The sequence below is a fragment of the Alicyclobacillus hesperidum genome (assembly GCF_900107035.1).
Taxonomy (GTDB): domain Bacteria; phylum Bacillota; class Bacilli; order Alicyclobacillales; family Alicyclobacillaceae; genus Alicyclobacillus; species Alicyclobacillus hesperidum.
The window spans coordinates 48,340-62,751 of sequence record NZ_FNOJ01000017.1; the positions used below are offsets into that span (position 1 = coordinate 48,340).

At 54.0% G+C, this 14,412-nt stretch carries 19 protein-coding genes; 2 read left to right on the forward strand and 17 right to left on the reverse strand.

Annotated elements, in window-relative coordinates; translation table 11 throughout:
• Nucleotides 1–11: 11 nt before the first annotated feature.
• On the forward strand, nucleotides 12–647 hold the full coding sequence (locus BLU70_RS11620) for an undecaprenyl-diphosphatase (RefSeq protein ID WP_074693553.1): 636 nt from the start codon (nucleotides 12–14) through the stop codon (nucleotides 645–647).
• 73 nt (nucleotides 648–720) lie between these two features.
• Here BLU70_RS11620 and BLU70_RS11625 read toward each other — a convergent pair whose 3' ends face one another.
• The 16 genes from BLU70_RS11625 to BLU70_RS11700 form a co-directional block, all read right to left on the reverse strand.
• A complete protein-coding gene (locus BLU70_RS11625) occupies nucleotides 721–1,737 on the reverse strand; it encodes an EAL domain-containing protein (RefSeq protein WP_074693554.1) in 1,017 nt (338 codons plus the stop codon).
• A 255-nt stretch (nucleotides 1,738–1,992) separates the two neighbouring features.
• Nucleotides 1,993–2,865, reverse strand: coding sequence for a TMEM199/VMA12 family vacuolar ATPase assembly factor (locus BLU70_RS11630; RefSeq protein ID WP_244885196.1), 873 nt, complete (start codon nucleotides 2,863–2,865; stop codon nucleotides 1,993–1,995).
• On the reverse strand, nucleotides 2,862–3,374 hold the full coding sequence (locus tag BLU70_RS14775; RefSeq protein WP_083341277.1) for a zf-HC2 domain-containing protein: 513 nt from the start codon (nucleotides 3,372–3,374) through the stop codon (nucleotides 2,862–2,864). The genes BLU70_RS11630 and BLU70_RS14775 overlap by 4 nt, the downstream gene beginning before the upstream one ends.
• Nucleotides 3,371–3,904: an RNA polymerase sigma factor gene (locus BLU70_RS11640; RefSeq protein WP_006446978.1), complete on the reverse strand. Its 534-nt coding sequence runs from the start codon at nucleotides 3,902–3,904 to the stop codon at nucleotides 3,371–3,373. The genes BLU70_RS14775 and BLU70_RS11640 overlap by 4 nt, the downstream gene beginning before the upstream one ends.
• Before the next feature lie 133 nt (nucleotides 3,905–4,037).
• Nucleotides 4,038–4,961 carry a ribokinase gene (gene rbsK, locus BLU70_RS11645; RefSeq protein WP_074693557.1) on the reverse strand — a complete coding sequence of 308 codons (924 nt, stop codon included), beginning with the start codon at nucleotides 4,959–4,961 and terminating at the stop codon, nucleotides 4,038–4,040.
• 12 nt (nucleotides 4,962–4,973) lie between these two features.
• The gene (locus BLU70_RS11650; RefSeq protein WP_244885197.1) at nucleotides 4,974–6,269 is read right to left on the reverse strand and encodes an MEDS domain-containing protein; all 1,296 of its coding nucleotides are present in this window, start codon (nucleotides 6,267–6,269) and stop codon (nucleotides 4,974–4,976) included.
• Nucleotides 6,270–6,409: 140 nt separating this feature from the next.
• The gene (locus BLU70_RS11655) at nucleotides 6,410–6,604 is read right to left on the reverse strand and encodes a hypothetical protein (RefSeq protein ID WP_040289463.1); all 195 of its coding nucleotides are present in this window, start codon (nucleotides 6,602–6,604) and stop codon (nucleotides 6,410–6,412) included.
• Between the two features lie 109 nt (nucleotides 6,605–6,713).
• On the reverse strand, nucleotides 6,714–8,012 hold the full coding sequence (locus BLU70_RS11660) for a hypothetical protein (RefSeq protein WP_074693568.1): 1,299 nt from the start codon (nucleotides 8,010–8,012) through the stop codon (nucleotides 6,714–6,716).
• Nucleotides 8,013–8,236: 224 nt separating this feature from the next.
• Nucleotides 8,237–8,797, reverse strand: coding sequence for a class I SAM-dependent methyltransferase (locus tag BLU70_RS11665; RefSeq protein ID WP_074693559.1), 561 nt, complete (start codon nucleotides 8,795–8,797; stop codon nucleotides 8,237–8,239).
• A 74-nt stretch (nucleotides 8,798–8,871) separates the two neighbouring features.
• A complete protein-coding gene (locus BLU70_RS11670; RefSeq protein ID WP_006446972.1) occupies nucleotides 8,872–9,264 on the reverse strand; it encodes a DUF302 domain-containing protein in 393 nt (130 codons plus the stop codon).
• Between the two features lie 35 nt (nucleotides 9,265–9,299).
• A complete protein-coding gene (locus tag BLU70_RS11675) occupies nucleotides 9,300–9,560 on the reverse strand; it encodes a metal-sensitive transcriptional regulator (protein WP_006446971.1) in 261 nt (86 codons plus the stop codon).
• A gap of 71 nt (nucleotides 9,561–9,631) precedes the next feature.
• Nucleotides 9,632–10,432 (reverse strand): sulfite exporter TauE/SafE family protein, encoded by an 801-nt coding sequence (locus BLU70_RS11680; protein WP_074693560.1) that lies wholly within the window; start codon nucleotides 10,430–10,432, stop codon nucleotides 9,632–9,634.
• 122 nt (nucleotides 10,433–10,554) lie between these two features.
• Complete coding sequence (locus BLU70_RS11685; protein ID WP_074693561.1) at nucleotides 10,555–11,694, reverse strand: MBL fold metallo-hydrolase; 1,140 nt, start codon at nucleotides 11,692–11,694, stop codon at nucleotides 10,555–10,557.
• On the reverse strand, nucleotides 11,691–12,278 hold the full coding sequence (locus BLU70_RS11690) for a sulfurtransferase TusA family protein (RefSeq protein WP_074693562.1): 588 nt from the start codon (nucleotides 12,276–12,278) through the stop codon (nucleotides 11,691–11,693). The genes BLU70_RS11685 and BLU70_RS11690 overlap by 4 nt, the downstream gene beginning before the upstream one ends.
• A gap of 38 nt (nucleotides 12,279–12,316) precedes the next feature.
• Complete coding sequence (locus BLU70_RS11695; protein ID WP_074693563.1) at nucleotides 12,317–12,712, reverse strand: DsrE/DsrF/DrsH-like family protein; 396 nt, start codon at nucleotides 12,710–12,712, stop codon at nucleotides 12,317–12,319.
• A 35-nt stretch (nucleotides 12,713–12,747) separates the two neighbouring features.
• Complete coding sequence (locus BLU70_RS11700; protein ID WP_006446966.1) at nucleotides 12,748–13,065, reverse strand: rhodanese-like domain-containing protein; 318 nt, start codon at nucleotides 13,063–13,065, stop codon at nucleotides 12,748–12,750.
• 191 nt (nucleotides 13,066–13,256) lie between these two features.
• Between BLU70_RS11700 and BLU70_RS11705 the strand changes: the two genes are divergently transcribed.
• Nucleotides 13,257–14,048 (forward strand): sulfite exporter TauE/SafE family protein, encoded by a 792-nt coding sequence (locus BLU70_RS11705; RefSeq protein WP_006446965.1) that lies wholly within the window; start codon nucleotides 13,257–13,259, stop codon nucleotides 14,046–14,048.
• A gap of 106 nt (nucleotides 14,049–14,154) precedes the next feature.
• On the opposite strand, the gene BLU70_RS11710 is transcribed toward BLU70_RS11705, so the two are convergent.
• On the reverse strand, nucleotides 14,155–14,412 hold a 258-nt coding region (locus BLU70_RS11710; protein ID WP_276326112.1), incomplete at its 5' end, for a group II intron maturase-specific domain-containing protein.

A 14,412-nucleotide genomic window follows, 5' to 3' on the forward strand; every position in this document is an offset into this window, starting at 1 on the left:
GGAGTGAGACCATGATACACGCCGCTCTTGTCAATCCATTTGACACCCATGTATACCATATGATCAATGGATTGGCTGGACACAGCCATTTGCTTGACGACATCATGATTTTCTTCGCAAAGGACGCGTTAGAACTTTACGCCTGCATGTTTATCGCTGCATGGTTCGCCTTGCCAAAGCGCGACATTGAGCAACGGAATGCGCTTGCCGTGGCGGGCTTTTCTGGAATTCTGGCACTTGTTATCAACGTGATCATATCCCACTTTATTTGGTTTCGGCCGCGGCCTTTCACGGTATTTCCGAAGGGCTCCTTCACACAGCTCATTACGCACCCAGCTGATGCATCATTCCCAAGCGATCACACCTCCGGATCGTGGGGCTTTGCGACAGGCGTCATGGGACGTACGCCAAAGTGGATTTCGGTTCCATTCACCGTGCTGGCCATTATCGTCATGATTGCACGCGTTTTCGTCGGCGTACACTATCCGACGGATGTTCTTGGTGGTGCTGTCATCGGTATCATCGCAAGTCGGGTCATGTGGCTGTTTGGGCGCCAAGTCATGCCACTTACGCGCCTCGTTGCACGCCTCTTCGGATATGGTGTCAAAGCAAGAACTGCACAGCACGACACACAGCACTCCGCATAAAGAGTGTAAAGGGACCATCCTACCAGCCATCAAAGGGCTGGTAGGATGGTCCCTTGCATCTTAAAGAAAAAAATCATCGCCAATTGATGTGCTCAACTGGGACGTCGAACGTCGGTCGACCATACAGATAGCCTTGTTGCCAGAGATAACCGAGATCGCGCAACAACAGTGCTTCTTGTGGGCGCTCAACGCCCTCGGCCAGCAGGCGAACGCCGAGCGACTTCGCCACCTGGGCTAGCCCCTCGGCGACACGACGCTTGGCGGGATCGGCGTCGACGTGATCGACAAACTGACGATCCAGTTTTACCACGTCCGGTTGTATAGCGCGAAGCATGGTCTCGTCGCTATAACCCTCGCCGAAATCGTCGAGCGCGTACTGCCAACCCTCGCGCCGATAAAAATCCAGAATACGCCGCAAATGCTCTAGATCTTCAACCAACTCGGTCTCGACTACCTCAAACACCAGGCGCGATTTTGCTAAACCATGCTTCCGCGTCGCCTCGACGGTGGATCGAAGACAGTGTTCCGGAACGTATATCGACGTCGGCACGAAATTAATAAACACGTACCAATCACTAGGAAGTTGCGTAGCGGCCGCGATGGCCTCAATGCGACAGGCTCGATCAAGCGCAAACAGCCGCGACTGGTTGCGCGCAGCCTGAAACAGCGCACCAGGGGAGATGAAATCGCCAGCGGCGGACACCGCCCGAACCAGCATCTCGCAAGCCACAATACTGCCGGAACCCACGTCGACGATGGGTTGCATCGCCATTCTCAGTCCCCCGCGAGCGAGCAGCTCGTCCAACCAGACTGGAGGCAGCCCCTGAGCCCATACGTCAAACGGTTGTAATTCTTCTGTCCCTAATCCTCTGTTATTCCCTAGCCCTGCTGCCCATAGCGACGTGTCAAAAAACTCCTGCCAATACCGGATGCGCGCGGTTACAGCCTCTGGCGGAAGGGACATCACACCTCCGCCGAGCCATATTTCCCCCGCGTTGTTCCCGAGCGACGCGCGTACAGCTGTAAGGTCACTCTCCGGAATTCGCAATACGACCCTAACCGGACTCGCAGCGCAAGCTTCGCAACTCATTTGAAAACCCCCATGCCTTCACAGGCTGAGCCCACATTCAATTTAGAACGACGATTGACATTTTCATTTATAGACTATAACACGAATCGGCTATATTTCCCTCTAGAAATCGAATCTAGGCATTTTACTTTCAACACCCATCGAGCAGCAGTCAACACGACCTTTGACAGCACCAGTAACACCTAGGCAACACACGAAAAAGGCCGCCCGCCAACGGATTTTCAACCGTTTTTGTGACAGCCCTTTGATAGGTCTCTATTTATCCATGTTGGTCGGCCGTCGTCTGCCTTTGCGCATGCTCCACAGCATCCACAGCCAGTGAGTGGTCACTCCGACACCAACAACCCACGCAATGCAGAACAACAACAACCCAACAAATGGGATGTTGCAAAACGCCACTAACAGGCTGACGCCGACCAGCGCAACCACCCACACCGGTCGCTGGACCGGGTCGGTCATCACCATATATCCAATCCACACCGCTACGACCGCCAAGCCGATGATAGCGGCAACGGCATACAAGAAGAAACAAAGCACGGCAAACGGTATGCCTACCAATGTCGCAGCCAAGAGCGCACAAAATGCGACAGCACCGACACTGACAAACAGCCCCGTAAGCCCGACGCGCCGGACAGAGCGTTGCATTTCCGCTAACGGCACGCGAATGGTTTCGCGCAATGCCGCGGCAATCACAGTGAGTAGCAGAGTCAAGACGATGCTGACAGCTAACAAACCGCCCCAGACGGCCAAGGCGCCAAGACCGGTAACCAGCGCACCACTCCAAAACGGATCGGTGAGCGATGCGTGGAAGACCGTGTAAACCTTCGCACCAGGAGACGTGTGCACGACCCCACCGAGATCGACCACCATATCGACGCGCGAAGTGGGTAGCAGGGTCACGTCGCCGTTAATCACAAGGACGTGATCCGCAATGCCTGCAATCGTGAGATTGTGGCCGACGACGACAATATCGCCGATGGCCTGCCCTGGGGGAACTTGGGTTGCGCTCGTCCGGATGAGCCCTGCATTTGTCGTGCGCTGCGCCGCCAACGCGGACGGCACGATGCCGGAGCCGATGGCAATACATAAAAGCATGCCCCACAAACTGTACAGCCACCGCCACCTCATAATAAGACCTCGCTTCTTCGCGACGACCTGAGCAGGCGCGCAGTCCCAAATAGCGAGATGCCAAGAAGGAGCAGGCTGAACGCCGCTGCCACAACCAGCCACTGCTGATGCACCGCGGTCGGTATCGACACCAAACCGCGCAACACGGCTGACGCGAAGTGAAATGCAAGTGTCACCAACGAACCAATCGGTGACACGACGAGTCCGACAAGCGCACACAGGCCAACAATGGAACAACACAGGTAGACATAGACAAGGCGCCTTGACTGTACAACCTGATGCTCTTCTGCAAGTGCCGCCACCACCCGCGCTTCAAGTCCCAGGGGCGGCTCAATCGTTTGGGCATAAGCCGCCACCTGCTCTTCATCCGCCAGAAGGTCGGCAAACAGCCTCGCGCAGGCAGGGCAAACGGCTAGGTGTGCGCGCACACGCTGCTCTTCCACTGCGCTTAACTCGCCGTCTACGTACGCAGTCAGTAACGACTCCCAATCGCGACAACGATCCATCATCCATCACCCCTCTCGCCGCCCAAAAACCGCCGCAACTGCATGCGTGCGTGATGCAAGCGCGATCGCACCGTTCCTACAGGAATGTCGAGCACCTGCGCTATCTCGTCGTACTCGAGCCCGTGGAACGCGCGAAGTACGATGACCGTACGATGCTCTTCATTTAAGCGAGCCAAGGCACGATCAACGTCGATCCTCGCCGCCGCCGCATCTTCTGCCCCCGACACCGCAGCACTCACCTCGTCGCTCGGCGACTGTGCGCGCCGTTGGCGGGAGGCCAACATGTCGAGGGAAACGCGAACGGCAATCCGAGCAAGCCATGTGGGAAACGTGCGTTCTTCCCGCAACTGCTTCAAAGATCGGAACGCCTTAATGAACGCCTCTTGCGTTGCGTCCTCCGCGTCTGTTGCGTTTTGCAAGACACCGTATGCAGTCCGGTAGACAAACTGTTGATAATTGCGAACGATGTCCGCCAACGCCTCGGGTTTGCCGCGCCGCGCCTGACGAATCAGGTCGAGGTCCGCTTGCTCCAACCAAGATCACCTCCGGCGGCAACAGGCCAATACCCAACAACAGCAAGCCGCATGAAACACAGATAAGCATTTCATCGGTACGGCCGTTCGTCTTCATAGACTACGTTTGTGCGTGTTTGGTTCACCGGCAGGCTTATTTGGACTCACCTCCATCCGTCTCCAGCATGCGTTCGATCTCGCTGTACATCGGCACAGCCGCTTGGGCACCAGGCCTTGTCACCGCGAGCGCGGCCGCCGCTGCGCCAAAACGCAGAGCGCGAACGAGGTTTCGCTCGTCAAACGCTGCCGCAAAGGCTCCGATAAACGTGTCGCCAGCCGCTGTTGTATCGATGGCACGCACAGGAAACGCTGGCAAGCGAATCAGGCCGCCGCGCTGCCAACAGACCAGCCCTTGCGCGCCAAGTGTGACAACCACAATGGCGATCCCGATACCCGCTAGCGAGTCAAGCACTGACCAGTCTCCGTCCAATCCCTGTGGCACCGTTCCAATGAGTGCGGCAGCTTCCGTCTCATTCATCACGAGAACGTCGACTCCGCGTAAGGCCTCCCCCGTTAGGTTGCGCATCGGTGCAGGATTGTACAAAACGCGCGCCCCGGCCGCCTTCGCGATACGAAGCGCCTCCTGGTTGGCGGCCCAAGGCACTTCATTTTGTAGCAACAGCATATCGCAGGACGTCAAAATGGAGTCAGCACGTGCGACGTCCGCGGGCTCCAGCAGCCCATTTGCCCCCGCAGCCAACACGATGTGATTTTCTCCGTCCGCTCCGACCTCAATCAAGGCCATCCCGGTTGCCCCAGGCTTGTCCGCAACATACCCGATATGCACACCCGCACTCGCCAAAGAGTCGCGGGCAGCTTGAGCAAACGGGTCACGTCCCGTAGCGCCAATCATCCAGACATCCGCGCCGGACCGTGCCGCTGCGACCGCCTGATTGGCACCTTTGCCGCCCGGCGAGTACTGTACGCCGCGGGCAACCACGGTCTCCCCAGGCGAGGGCAGCTGATCCACCGACGCCATGACGTCCATGTTGATGCTTCCCACGACCGCAATCCGCATACACATCCCTCCCTAAAGAACCGGCAGTCGAATGCCGACGTGCGTACCAACCCCTAACTGACTCTGTACAGAAATGTCACCTGCAAATTCGTCGACCAGCTTTTTCACCATAAAAAGGCCAATTCCCTGCCCACTCTCGTCTTCATTTTGCTTTTCATACTTGCGAAAGAGCCTCTCCATCTGCTGCTCGGTCATGCCGACACCGCGATCGATCACGTCGAAATGTAACATCTGCTCCGCAACACGACAGATGACTCGGACGGTTCCCCCTTCGTCGCTGTACTTGATAGCATTGCTGATGACGTTCGAAAAAATGAGCTTGTACCCCAAGCGATTGCCAAGGCAGGTTACCGTCTGCGCGACATCGATATCGGTGACCAACTCGATATTTTGCGTACGAGCCTTGGTCCCCATAATATGTAGAACTTCATCAAGCACAGCGCGCGGATGTAAAATGCGTTTATGCCAAATCGACTCTGCGGCAAGCATCTGCTCGGTCGTCATGATGTGTGAGATTTCGTGATCAATCACGACTGTATAGTCGACGATGGTTCGCAACTTCTTCGCCCGTTCCGGATCGGGCTCGTCGGCGCTGAGCAACGTGGCATAGGCCTGGATAACCGTTAAAGGATTGCGTACCTCGTGCGAAACGACATGCACAAAGTCGAGCTTCTGCTTGTATAAATCCATCTCTGACTCCAACTTCGCCTGCGCGCTCAGCGAAGGGTATGCATACTGTTTCTCCCCTGCGTGCTCATAGAGATCGCTACGGATGAGCTCGCGATCCGTCATTAGATACGGATGTGTCCGCATCATTTCGATTTGGACCGAAGCCGGTACCTGCTTGGCATCATAGGCACATACGGTGAGAAAACCCAGCTCACTGACCGTGAAATCACAGCTTGACTCGTAGCGATATAATTTCTCCTCAATTTCCACTTCATCCGTCCAATCCACGTGCCCCCACAGGCGAACGGGTTTGTCCTGTGTGATATACGGATCAACCGCTTGGTTTAAGCGTCGATGAACATGATCAGGGTGAAAATCATCGGTCATTCCATAAAATCCGTAATTGTCGACATAGGAAACGCAGTCGGGTATCCGACCGTACCTTTGCAACAATACTTGTGACATTTCCGACCACAAAGACGTAGATTCGATGAAAATGACATTTTGCTGTTGCACCATTGCCGTTTCAATAAACGCGATGGCATTGGCGATATATACGTCCTTATTCATATAAAAATACAAAACATGCGCACCATTCTCTACATGCAACTGGTGCGTGAGCGCGATGGTAGATTGCACACCCAACGGAAGTCAATCCCCTTACCCCAATCGAGTTTTACTGGACGAACGCCATTGTAGCAAAATCTGTGTTTGTTTGGCGAAACGACCAGCGAGGCCGCCTTGTCGGCAGTGCCGACTGGCAGACGGCCTCGCACTCATCAACAACCTCCAGGACATCCGGGATCGACAACGACGTCTTTTACTTCAGGTTTCACGTAGTATTTTGGCACGTTTACGACGATGCGCCGATTGACCCTGACGACTGGCTGTACAATAGGTACCTCCCGGCATACGTAACAGTCGTGATACTCGTACACGGGCGGGCAAACAATGGGTGGACATGGTTTCATCATATGCCTTTATCCTCCTTCTTGGGTGGTGATGCTACAGGATACTAGGCATCCAACACTTGTGTGGCGGCGTTTGCCCTGCCCATATAACGGATTCGTCAAGGAAGGGGATTTATGGAATATTAGGCACAGTCAGTGCGTGATCGGCCGTGTCAGGCGGAAACCAACGAATGCCGACGCTGGGATGCTCACCGTCGCTCGCATTGTGCTGAATCAAAGGTGCTGGCAACGGATTGTCGCCCAATTCAATCACGGTTCGCCCTGGATCTGAAGTGTAAAACGTCAAGCCCCGTATTTCGTCAATCGATGGCTGATGAGCACCAAATACCGGATCCGATATTTTGCGAATGTGAATGTACGTCCTGCCAAAGTGATGCGTGACGTCGTATGAGACATACTGTTGGGCGACGTTGTAGTGAAGCAGTCGGCTCGTGCGCGTGACAAGCACCTTTCCCTCGTGCTGATGTGCTGCGAGAAGACGCAAGGCCGCTACCGCGTCCTTTGGCAGAACGCCCGGATAGGGTGTGCCACATAGGTGTTGCGCCACCACAGCATAGCCGTGCTTGGCCTCCAACGCCCGCAAGTGCTGTTCGGTCAATTGTTCACGCAAGCCATATGGCGTCCAGTTCCAGCGCACCGCGCCTTGCGGACTATAGTGTTCGTTCGTATATCGCCAAAATCCCCACACGCGTCGGCCGTCCGCCAGCTGCAATGGGAAGATGACCGAATCGCGCACGAACTGATTGCTCGACGTGTCCGGCCAAACGAAATGAATGCCCTGCGGAATCGTGATATCCGTGTGGTAATAGGGCGATCCCGGCACCTCGCCCTGCTGATACTGATAAAAGCCGGCACGCCGATACGATCCGAAGTTGTCGACGTTCGACTTGTTGCCGTGATCGGTCCAGACTTCAATGTGGTCGCCGCGCTTGGCTAAGGCGTTGGCTGCAGTGGCGGCCAGCGAACGGCGAAATACGGTCGTGTGCTCATTGACGCGGCTGAAGTCACCGTATGTATGGAGCGTATCGACCCAGCCACATTGGACGTAACGATCTAGCACAGACGCCGCATAGGGTTGAGCCGTGATACCGCGGAAATACGTGAGCTCATTCGCCATCGGAACGTGGTTGAGATCAATAAACGCTTGATGATCATTGCCATTAAACATGAAGATGGAGTCCGCATAGTCAAGACCCAATCCACGGCCGATAGGCGTCTGTTGCGTCGTATTGATAAATCGATGCACGAGATTGAATTTGCGTAACGTCTCGCTATCCGCATCTGATGAGAGGGCAAGCATGGCTTGATATGGGTATGGAAATTTGCGCATGCCGTACACTTTCGGACCTTGCCCTGCATTGTACCAATCGCTCGTTTGCGTCGTATGGATGTCCTGGCTGGGTGCAGCCATGGCCACGGAACACGGGAGCAAAGCCGATGTAAGCAGCATGGCAAAGAGGGCGGACTGGCTATATCGTCGTTTCATGAAATCACCTCCCAAATCTGATGTTCCCGATTCCGGGAGGTGATATGTTAGGAGAGAAAAGGGAATTGAGGAACAGTCTCTTCTGTATTCAGCATCCGCCAATTTACTTCTTACTCCAAAACCCTAGACTATCCAAAAAAAACCCATTTTCACCTCTGTGCAAGTACAACATAGTGATATGGGTTGGGGTTCCACAGCTCTGTGCGGAAGCCTGCCTCCTCTATCTTGGCTGCCAATTTTTCCTTTGCGATCCGCTCTGCTGTGGGGGGGCCCATTTCCATAGACTGCTTTTCCCACTCGATGACCATGAGCTTCCCTGATGTGCTCAGCAATCGATGAAATTCCGCCAAAGTCCCGTCCAAATCATCAACCTCATGTAGGACAAACGCGCAGAGGATGCGATCCGCCGTGCCATCGGGCAACGGTATGCGCTCCGCCTGCGCGGTCATCAGTGCTATATTCGCAAGGCCAGCTTCGGCAGCCCGTTTGCTTAACATATCGAGCATCTCTGGTGAAACATCCACTCCATACACAGATTTACAGATTTGAGCAATCGGGATAGTAAAATACCCCGGGCCACACCCGACATCCGCCACGACATGCGTGGCTTCCAAGTCCAACCGTTCCAGAATCGCGGCCTGTGGCAAAAGCTTCTGCCGATCTGCGTCCAAAAGCTTGTTCGCATGTTTCGGATGAAAGCGGTGTCCCATCGCGCACCTCCACACTTGTATCAACGACACATCTACAAGGTCACTCACCTCATGGGCACTATCAGATAAACCCATCATTGAGCCGCATCGCGGATAGCGTCTTGCAAGGTTGCTTCAATTCGCCGCGCCGTCTCCATTAGCTCATGGTCCCCGAGAACACCCATAAGCGCGGTTGGCTTGGGCAACCCGATGAACGTTTGACCATTGTGATCGTACACGACGAGTTTGCATGGAAGGAAGTAACCAACTAGCTCGTTCCGAAGCAGCACTTCTTTAGCCTCATGAGGGTTACAAACTTCAAGAATCCGGTATGGCTTGGTGAACTCGACGCCTTTTTCCTGAAGCTTCGATGGAATATCCATCTGCCACAAAACGCCGAAACCACGCTCTTTTAAGGATCCTTCGAGAGCCGCAACTGCTTCATCTATACTTTTTTGCGTCGCGACGTGAAAGTGAAAATCTTCCATAGACAACACTCCTTTTTGCTAACTAACGCCTGCCATCATCTGCTCTTCATAAGCAAGTCGATGGCCTCTTTAATCACTTGTTCGGCCGAACCACCGCCGTTCAGTTCCTCACGAATGCATTGCTCCATGTTCTCACCTACGACGTACATGATGACCCGGTCCACCGCCGTTCGAATAGCGGTCAATTGGTTGACGACTTCTTTGCAGCCTTTCTCCTGTTCCATCATGCCAATCACGCCGCGAACTTGGCCCTCAATCCGCTTTAAGCGATTTTTCATTTGATCGTTGTATTGCATCCTAACCCCACCTTACCGCTCTATTCTACCTCTGTTGCACGTTCGCCATGCTCGATCTTCGGCTTGTGTGTTTACAACCAATGCATGCTACTCAAGTTATCGTACAACATGTATAACGCTACGAGAATCAGTACAACGCCAAATACGGTTTGCAAGATGCGCTTCTGATGTCCCAGCTTCGTCGAGACCCATGATCCCCCGAAACCGCCGATCACGCCGCCGACCACGTACAGAAGGAACACCTTCCAAGCCACCAACCCTGAAATGGCGTACGATACCGCGGTTGTAAGGCCAAATGAGCCAACAGACACAAGCGAACTACCGATGGCGTCAATCAACGCCATACCCGTTGCAAAGATCAGCCCGGGAACAATGAGAAACCCTCCGCCAATTCCGAAAAAGCCCGAGAGCAAGCCGGTGGCGCCCCCCATTCCAAGTACGCGCCCCATGTTCAAGCGGCCTGAAGTCGCAGCAAGCGTATCGCGATCGCCGCGCCTCGTTTGCAGCAAGGTGCGAACAGCAATGACAAGTATCAGTGTGGCAAACAAAAACAGAAGAGCCTTACCGTCCACCGCCTTGCCAATGACCGAACCGATGATAGCCCCGACGGCTCCTGGTATGGCAAACGCGATAGCAGGTCGCCAGCGCACATGCCCACTACGCCAGTGTGGAATCAGATTGATCCACGCGTTGACCGCTACAGCCAGAGCCGTCGTGCCAATCACCACGTGCGCATCGTGCACCCTCACAACGTAGAGAAGGAGCGGTACAGCTAAGATAGATCCACCACCGCCAATGAGTCCGAGGGTAAATCCAACCACCCCGCCACTCACGACGGCCAAGATGGTTTGCCATAACGCCAGATGAATCATAGTGACCCTCCCTATCGTACATGCGCCAAGAACGCCATCTTATATACATATACATGCATGGGTATTTGCATGCGCAAAATAAAATGGCGTTCCCGCGCACGTTGCGTCATCAAACATCCATATCAGCCGTGGATTGCACAGCGATTCGGGCCAATTTCCATCTCACTAGCCTCGGCATCGCTTGGCTTAAGCTTGCCCATGTTGGTCAAGCGAATTTCCTGATACGCGTTCGGCTGCGGAGGTAAGTTCTCTGTTACGGCCTTGCGGAACTCTGCGTCGTCCTCCAAACGCAACCCCGGATTCACCTGGTACAAGTCACCTAACCGGGCAGAAACGCGACCGTCACTGTCCAACTCTGCTTCTGTAGCATAGTGCGCAGGTAGCACCCGTAATTCAGGCGAAAGTTGCCGGTACGTCTGATAGAGCGTCTTGCGCAAATCTGGCGCCCAATCCCCAGCTTTACCAGCGAGATCGGGCCGACCAATCGATGCAACAAACAAGATGTCGCCCGTCAGAAGATATTGTTGATCGACAATCAAGGACGTACTGCCAATGGTATGCCCAGGCGAGTACACAGGCTTGATTTCGATCACGCTGCGGCCAACGGCAATCGTATTTCCTTCTTCTAAAGGCGTGAACACAAAAGTCGCTTCCGGGGCGTCCTTTGGCGGCAGGAAATAGGTTGCACCAACTGCTTCCGCCAAGCGACGACCGCCCGAAATGTGGTCCGCGTGCAAATGTGTGTCGATTGCGTAGCGGATGGAAACGCCCTGTTCCTTTGCAAACTGTACATAGACGTCGGTCATGCGTGCCGGATCGACAATCGCCGCCTCGCCATCGGAGACAATCGCGTAGGATAAGCAGCCTTTACCGACGCGCACAAACTGATAAATGGCACCACCCGAAGCGAGATCGCCAATTTTAACTGGGTGTAGATACTCGCTCCACGCTTGCATGCCACCGGCGAGATAAGCTATGTCGTGCAGGCCTGCTTCCACGAGCTGCTCGGCAACGAATTTGGACGATCCCTCTTTTGCGCAGACGACAAGAACCGGTACGTCCTGCGGGAGCTTGCCGAGTACGCTGTCCACGCCATCCAGCAGATCAAAGTAGGGCACGTTGAACGACGTTACACTCTCCCCTTCAATCCGCCAGTCGGCATAAGCATCTTCATTGCGGACATCGAGAATGAACAAAGGCTCTTTACGCAAAATCCGTTCGTAGACTTCGGCCGCGCTGGCCGCGCGGAGTTGTTGTGTCATGACTGCTTCACCTCCGATTGTTCGATAGGACCTTGCCACTCCGACATGCCAGGAACGACATTGTGCACGCGGGTAAATCCGTGCTCGGCAAGAATCTGACATGCCGCATCACTGCGGTTACCTGTCCGGCAGACGACGTAGATGTCCTTATCCGCATATGCCTTTAATTCCCCAAGCATGCCCTCAAGTTGACCAAGCGGTGCCAACTTGGCTCCTGGCACGTGGCCAAACGCATACTCCATCGGTTCGCGAACATCGAGAATGACTGCATCGCTACCCACTTTGCTCTCCAATACATCGTTACTGACGACATTCGCAAAGGTTGTCTCCGGCTTTTGTTCCTCCGGGATCGCCTTGCGAATGTAGTGATAAAAGACGCCACCCTCTTCGGTGGTACCTAGAAACTGGTGCCCGGTCCGCGTCGCCCAACTCTTTACGTCGGCGACCGATCCTGGATCGGTCGCGACGACTTCGAGCACTTGGCCGGGCGCTATCTCATCGATCGCCTTTTTGGTACGAACAATCGGCATTGGGCAAGACAACCCTTTGCAATCGATACTTTTATCTACCGTGTACGCGCTCATGGATACGCCCTCCTAGTCTCTCGCTTAGATATGTGTAATTAGAACGTCACCGTCACATCGGCGTCATAGGCGAAATCAAGGAACGTCACCGCACCACCGACTTCCACGCCATCGACAAAATCGTCTTTCGTCAGGCCCATTACGTCCATCGTCATTTGGCAGCCAATGAGTTTTACGCCACTTTCTTTCGCCATTTCAAGCATTGCGCCAATCGACGGAACGTTGGCCTTTTTGAAGCCTTCCGCCAGATGCTCATTCCCCGGCGCAAACTTAAGCATTTGCTCTGATTGCTTATGGATGATGGACAAACCGTCAAATGTGAAGAAAATCGCGACTTCCGCTTCCGTAGCCACGCCAGCCATGGCAATGTTCAACACTTTATAGGCGCTCTCAATACCGCCGTTCGACGCAATAATGGCAACTCGTTTTCCCATAATGAATATCCTCCCTTACATGAATTGCAGCCAATTTACTGCACGCGACCCTTCCAGCCATTCATGCCGCCCATCAAGTTCCATACTTGATCATAGCCTTGGCCAATCAGGAATTTACATGCCTTCGTGCTTCGCATACCGCTTCGGCAGACGATGACGGCTTCTCGATGACGGTCAATTTCACCAAACCTTTGTGGCAACTGACCCAGAGGAATATTGATAGCACCAGGTATTTTCCCGGAAGCCACTTCACTCGGTTCGCGCACGTCGATAATTTGCAGCTTTTCTCCGCGTTTCAACCGCTCTTCGAGGTCAAGCGGGATGATGTTGCGAACTTTGCTTCTTCCGAACACGCTGAATTCACCTCCGTAGTCACGTTACAGTCTGCGCGTCATCATGCGCCTGTGGATTGTATCACCACTCATGTACGGTACAGGGTATAGTATAAGCCCGGTGTTACGAAACGTCAAGCATACCCGTGTAGGTATATACAGAAGCTGCGATACATAGCCTGTACAGATTTCATCTTAAGGAGGCGATAGAGATGTCGCTCAATATGTTTTTGGTGCTATTAGGCATCGGATTCATAGGGTCCATGCTGGCTGGGATGGTCGGCGTCGGAGGTGCCGTCGTCAAATATCCGTTGTTATTGTATATACCACCACTTATCACAGGCACTGGATTCACTTCTCACGAAGTGGCTGGCATGAGTGCCGTGCAAGTGATGTTTGCATCCGCAGCTGCGTTATGGGCCAATCGCAAGGGTGGACAGCTTCATCGACCACTGATTTGGGATATGGGACTTACCATGCTCATCACGAGTTTTGCGGGTGCTTATGGGGCACATTTTGTTCAGGAATCAATCGTCAATGTCATCTACGCAATACTCGCCACGATAGCCGTTGTCATTATGTTCCGCCCCCCGAAAGAAGCCGGCATGTTGGAACACGAGGGGATGAACTACCCTCGTTGGCTAGCGATTTTATCAGCGAGCCTAGTTGGCGTTTTTTCAGGAATGGTGGGATCGACCGGATCTTTTCTGCTTATGCCGATTCTCCTTTCTGTATTGAAAATACCGACGCGCGCCGCCATTGCAACGTCCATTGCGATCACATTCATTGCTTCGCTTGGTGGTGTGTTTGGCAAAGCGATATCTGGTGAAATCCTCTGGAATCCAACGCTGGTACTTGTTTGGGCCAGCGTCGTCGGTGCCCCACTGGGCGTTCACCTGGCCCGACGACTGCGCACCCGCTGGCTGAAAGCGTTGCTTGCCACCCTCATCATCCTCGCCTGTGCGCGAACCTGGTGGAGCATTTTCGCTATCACTGGACAGTGATGACATTCGAACGATCTCGCCGGAGAAACGCGAACAATCGAGTAGGAGGGGGCGCCTAGCCCCCGACCTCTCACACCACCGTACAAGCGGGTCCGCATACGGCGGTTCACAAAGCACTACGAAGTTTCAAGTATCTCGCCTGTAAACTCCTCAAACCAAGTTGTTCAAAGTAGGTCTTGTTCATAGCGTTGTTCAAGTTTCTCGCCATTTCCCAATATCCTCGTCGCGAGTTTGCCATCATAAATGCTATCCAGTCCGGTTGTCCGAGCGCGCGCAGCTCACGAAGTCGCGTTCGCGCCCGTTTCCACTGTTTCCAGATACACATTCGTAACCGACGGCGAATCCACTCATCGAACCTATTGCA

What these genes read in the sequence shown, in the direction of transcription:
- BLU70_RS11690 (WP_074693562.1), bottom strand. Translation starts at nt 12,278, where the DNA reads ATGAGCGCGTACACGGTAGATAAAAGTATCGATTGCAAAGGGTTGTCT.
- BLU70_RS11695 (WP_074693563.1), bottom strand. Translation starts at nt 12,712, where the DNA reads ATGGGAAAACGAGTTGCCATTATTGCGTCGAACGGCGGTATTGAGAGC.
- BLU70_RS11675 (WP_006446971.1), bottom strand. Translation starts at nt 9,560, where the DNA reads ATGCAATACAACGATCAAATGAAAAATCGCTTAAAGCGGATTGAGGGC.
- BLU70_RS11660 (WP_074693568.1), bottom strand. Translation starts at nt 8,012, where the DNA reads ATGGCTGCACCCAGCCAGGACATCCATACGACGCAAACGAGCGATTGG.
- BLU70_RS11680 (WP_074693560.1), bottom strand. Translation starts at nt 10,432, where the DNA reads ATGATTCATCTGGCGTTATGGCAAACCATCTTGGCCGTCGTGAGTGGC.
- BLU70_RS11705 (WP_006446965.1), top strand. Translation starts at nt 13,257, where the DNA reads ATGTCGCTCAATATGTTTTTGGTGCTATTAGGCATCGGATTCATAGGG.
- BLU70_RS11685 (WP_074693561.1), bottom strand. Translation starts at nt 11,694, where the DNA reads ATGACACAACAACTCCGCGCGGCCAGCGCGGCCGAAGTCTACGAACGG.
- BLU70_RS11620 (WP_074693553.1), top strand. Translation starts at nt 12, where the DNA reads ATGATACACGCCGCTCTTGTCAATCCATTTGACACCCATGTATACCAT.
- BLU70_RS11670 (WP_006446972.1), bottom strand. Translation starts at nt 9,264, where the DNA reads ATGGAAGATTTTCACTTTCACGTCGCGACGCAAAAAAGTATAGATGAA.
- BLU70_RS11630 (WP_244885196.1), bottom strand. Translation starts at nt 2,865, where the DNA reads ATGAGGTGGCGGTGGCTGTACAGTTTGTGGGGCATGCTTTTATGTATT.
- BLU70_RS11665 (WP_074693559.1), bottom strand. Translation starts at nt 8,797, where the DNA reads ATGGGACACCGCTTTCATCCGAAACATGCGAACAAGCTTTTGGACGCA.
- BLU70_RS11625 (WP_074693554.1), bottom strand. Translation starts at nt 1,737, where the DNA reads ATGAGTTGCGAAGCTTGCGCTGCGAGTCCGGTTAGGGTCGTATTGCGA.
- rbsK (WP_074693557.1), bottom strand. Translation starts at nt 4,961, where the DNA reads ATGCGGATTGCGGTCGTGGGAAGCATCAACATGGACGTCATGGCGTCG.
- BLU70_RS11655 (WP_040289463.1), bottom strand. Translation starts at nt 6,604, where the DNA reads ATGATGAAACCATGTCCACCCATTGTTTGCCCGCCCGTGTACGAGTAT.
- BLU70_RS14775 (WP_083341277.1), bottom strand. Translation starts at nt 3,374, where the DNA reads ATGATGGATCGTTGTCGCGATTGGGAGTCGTTACTGACTGCGTACGTA.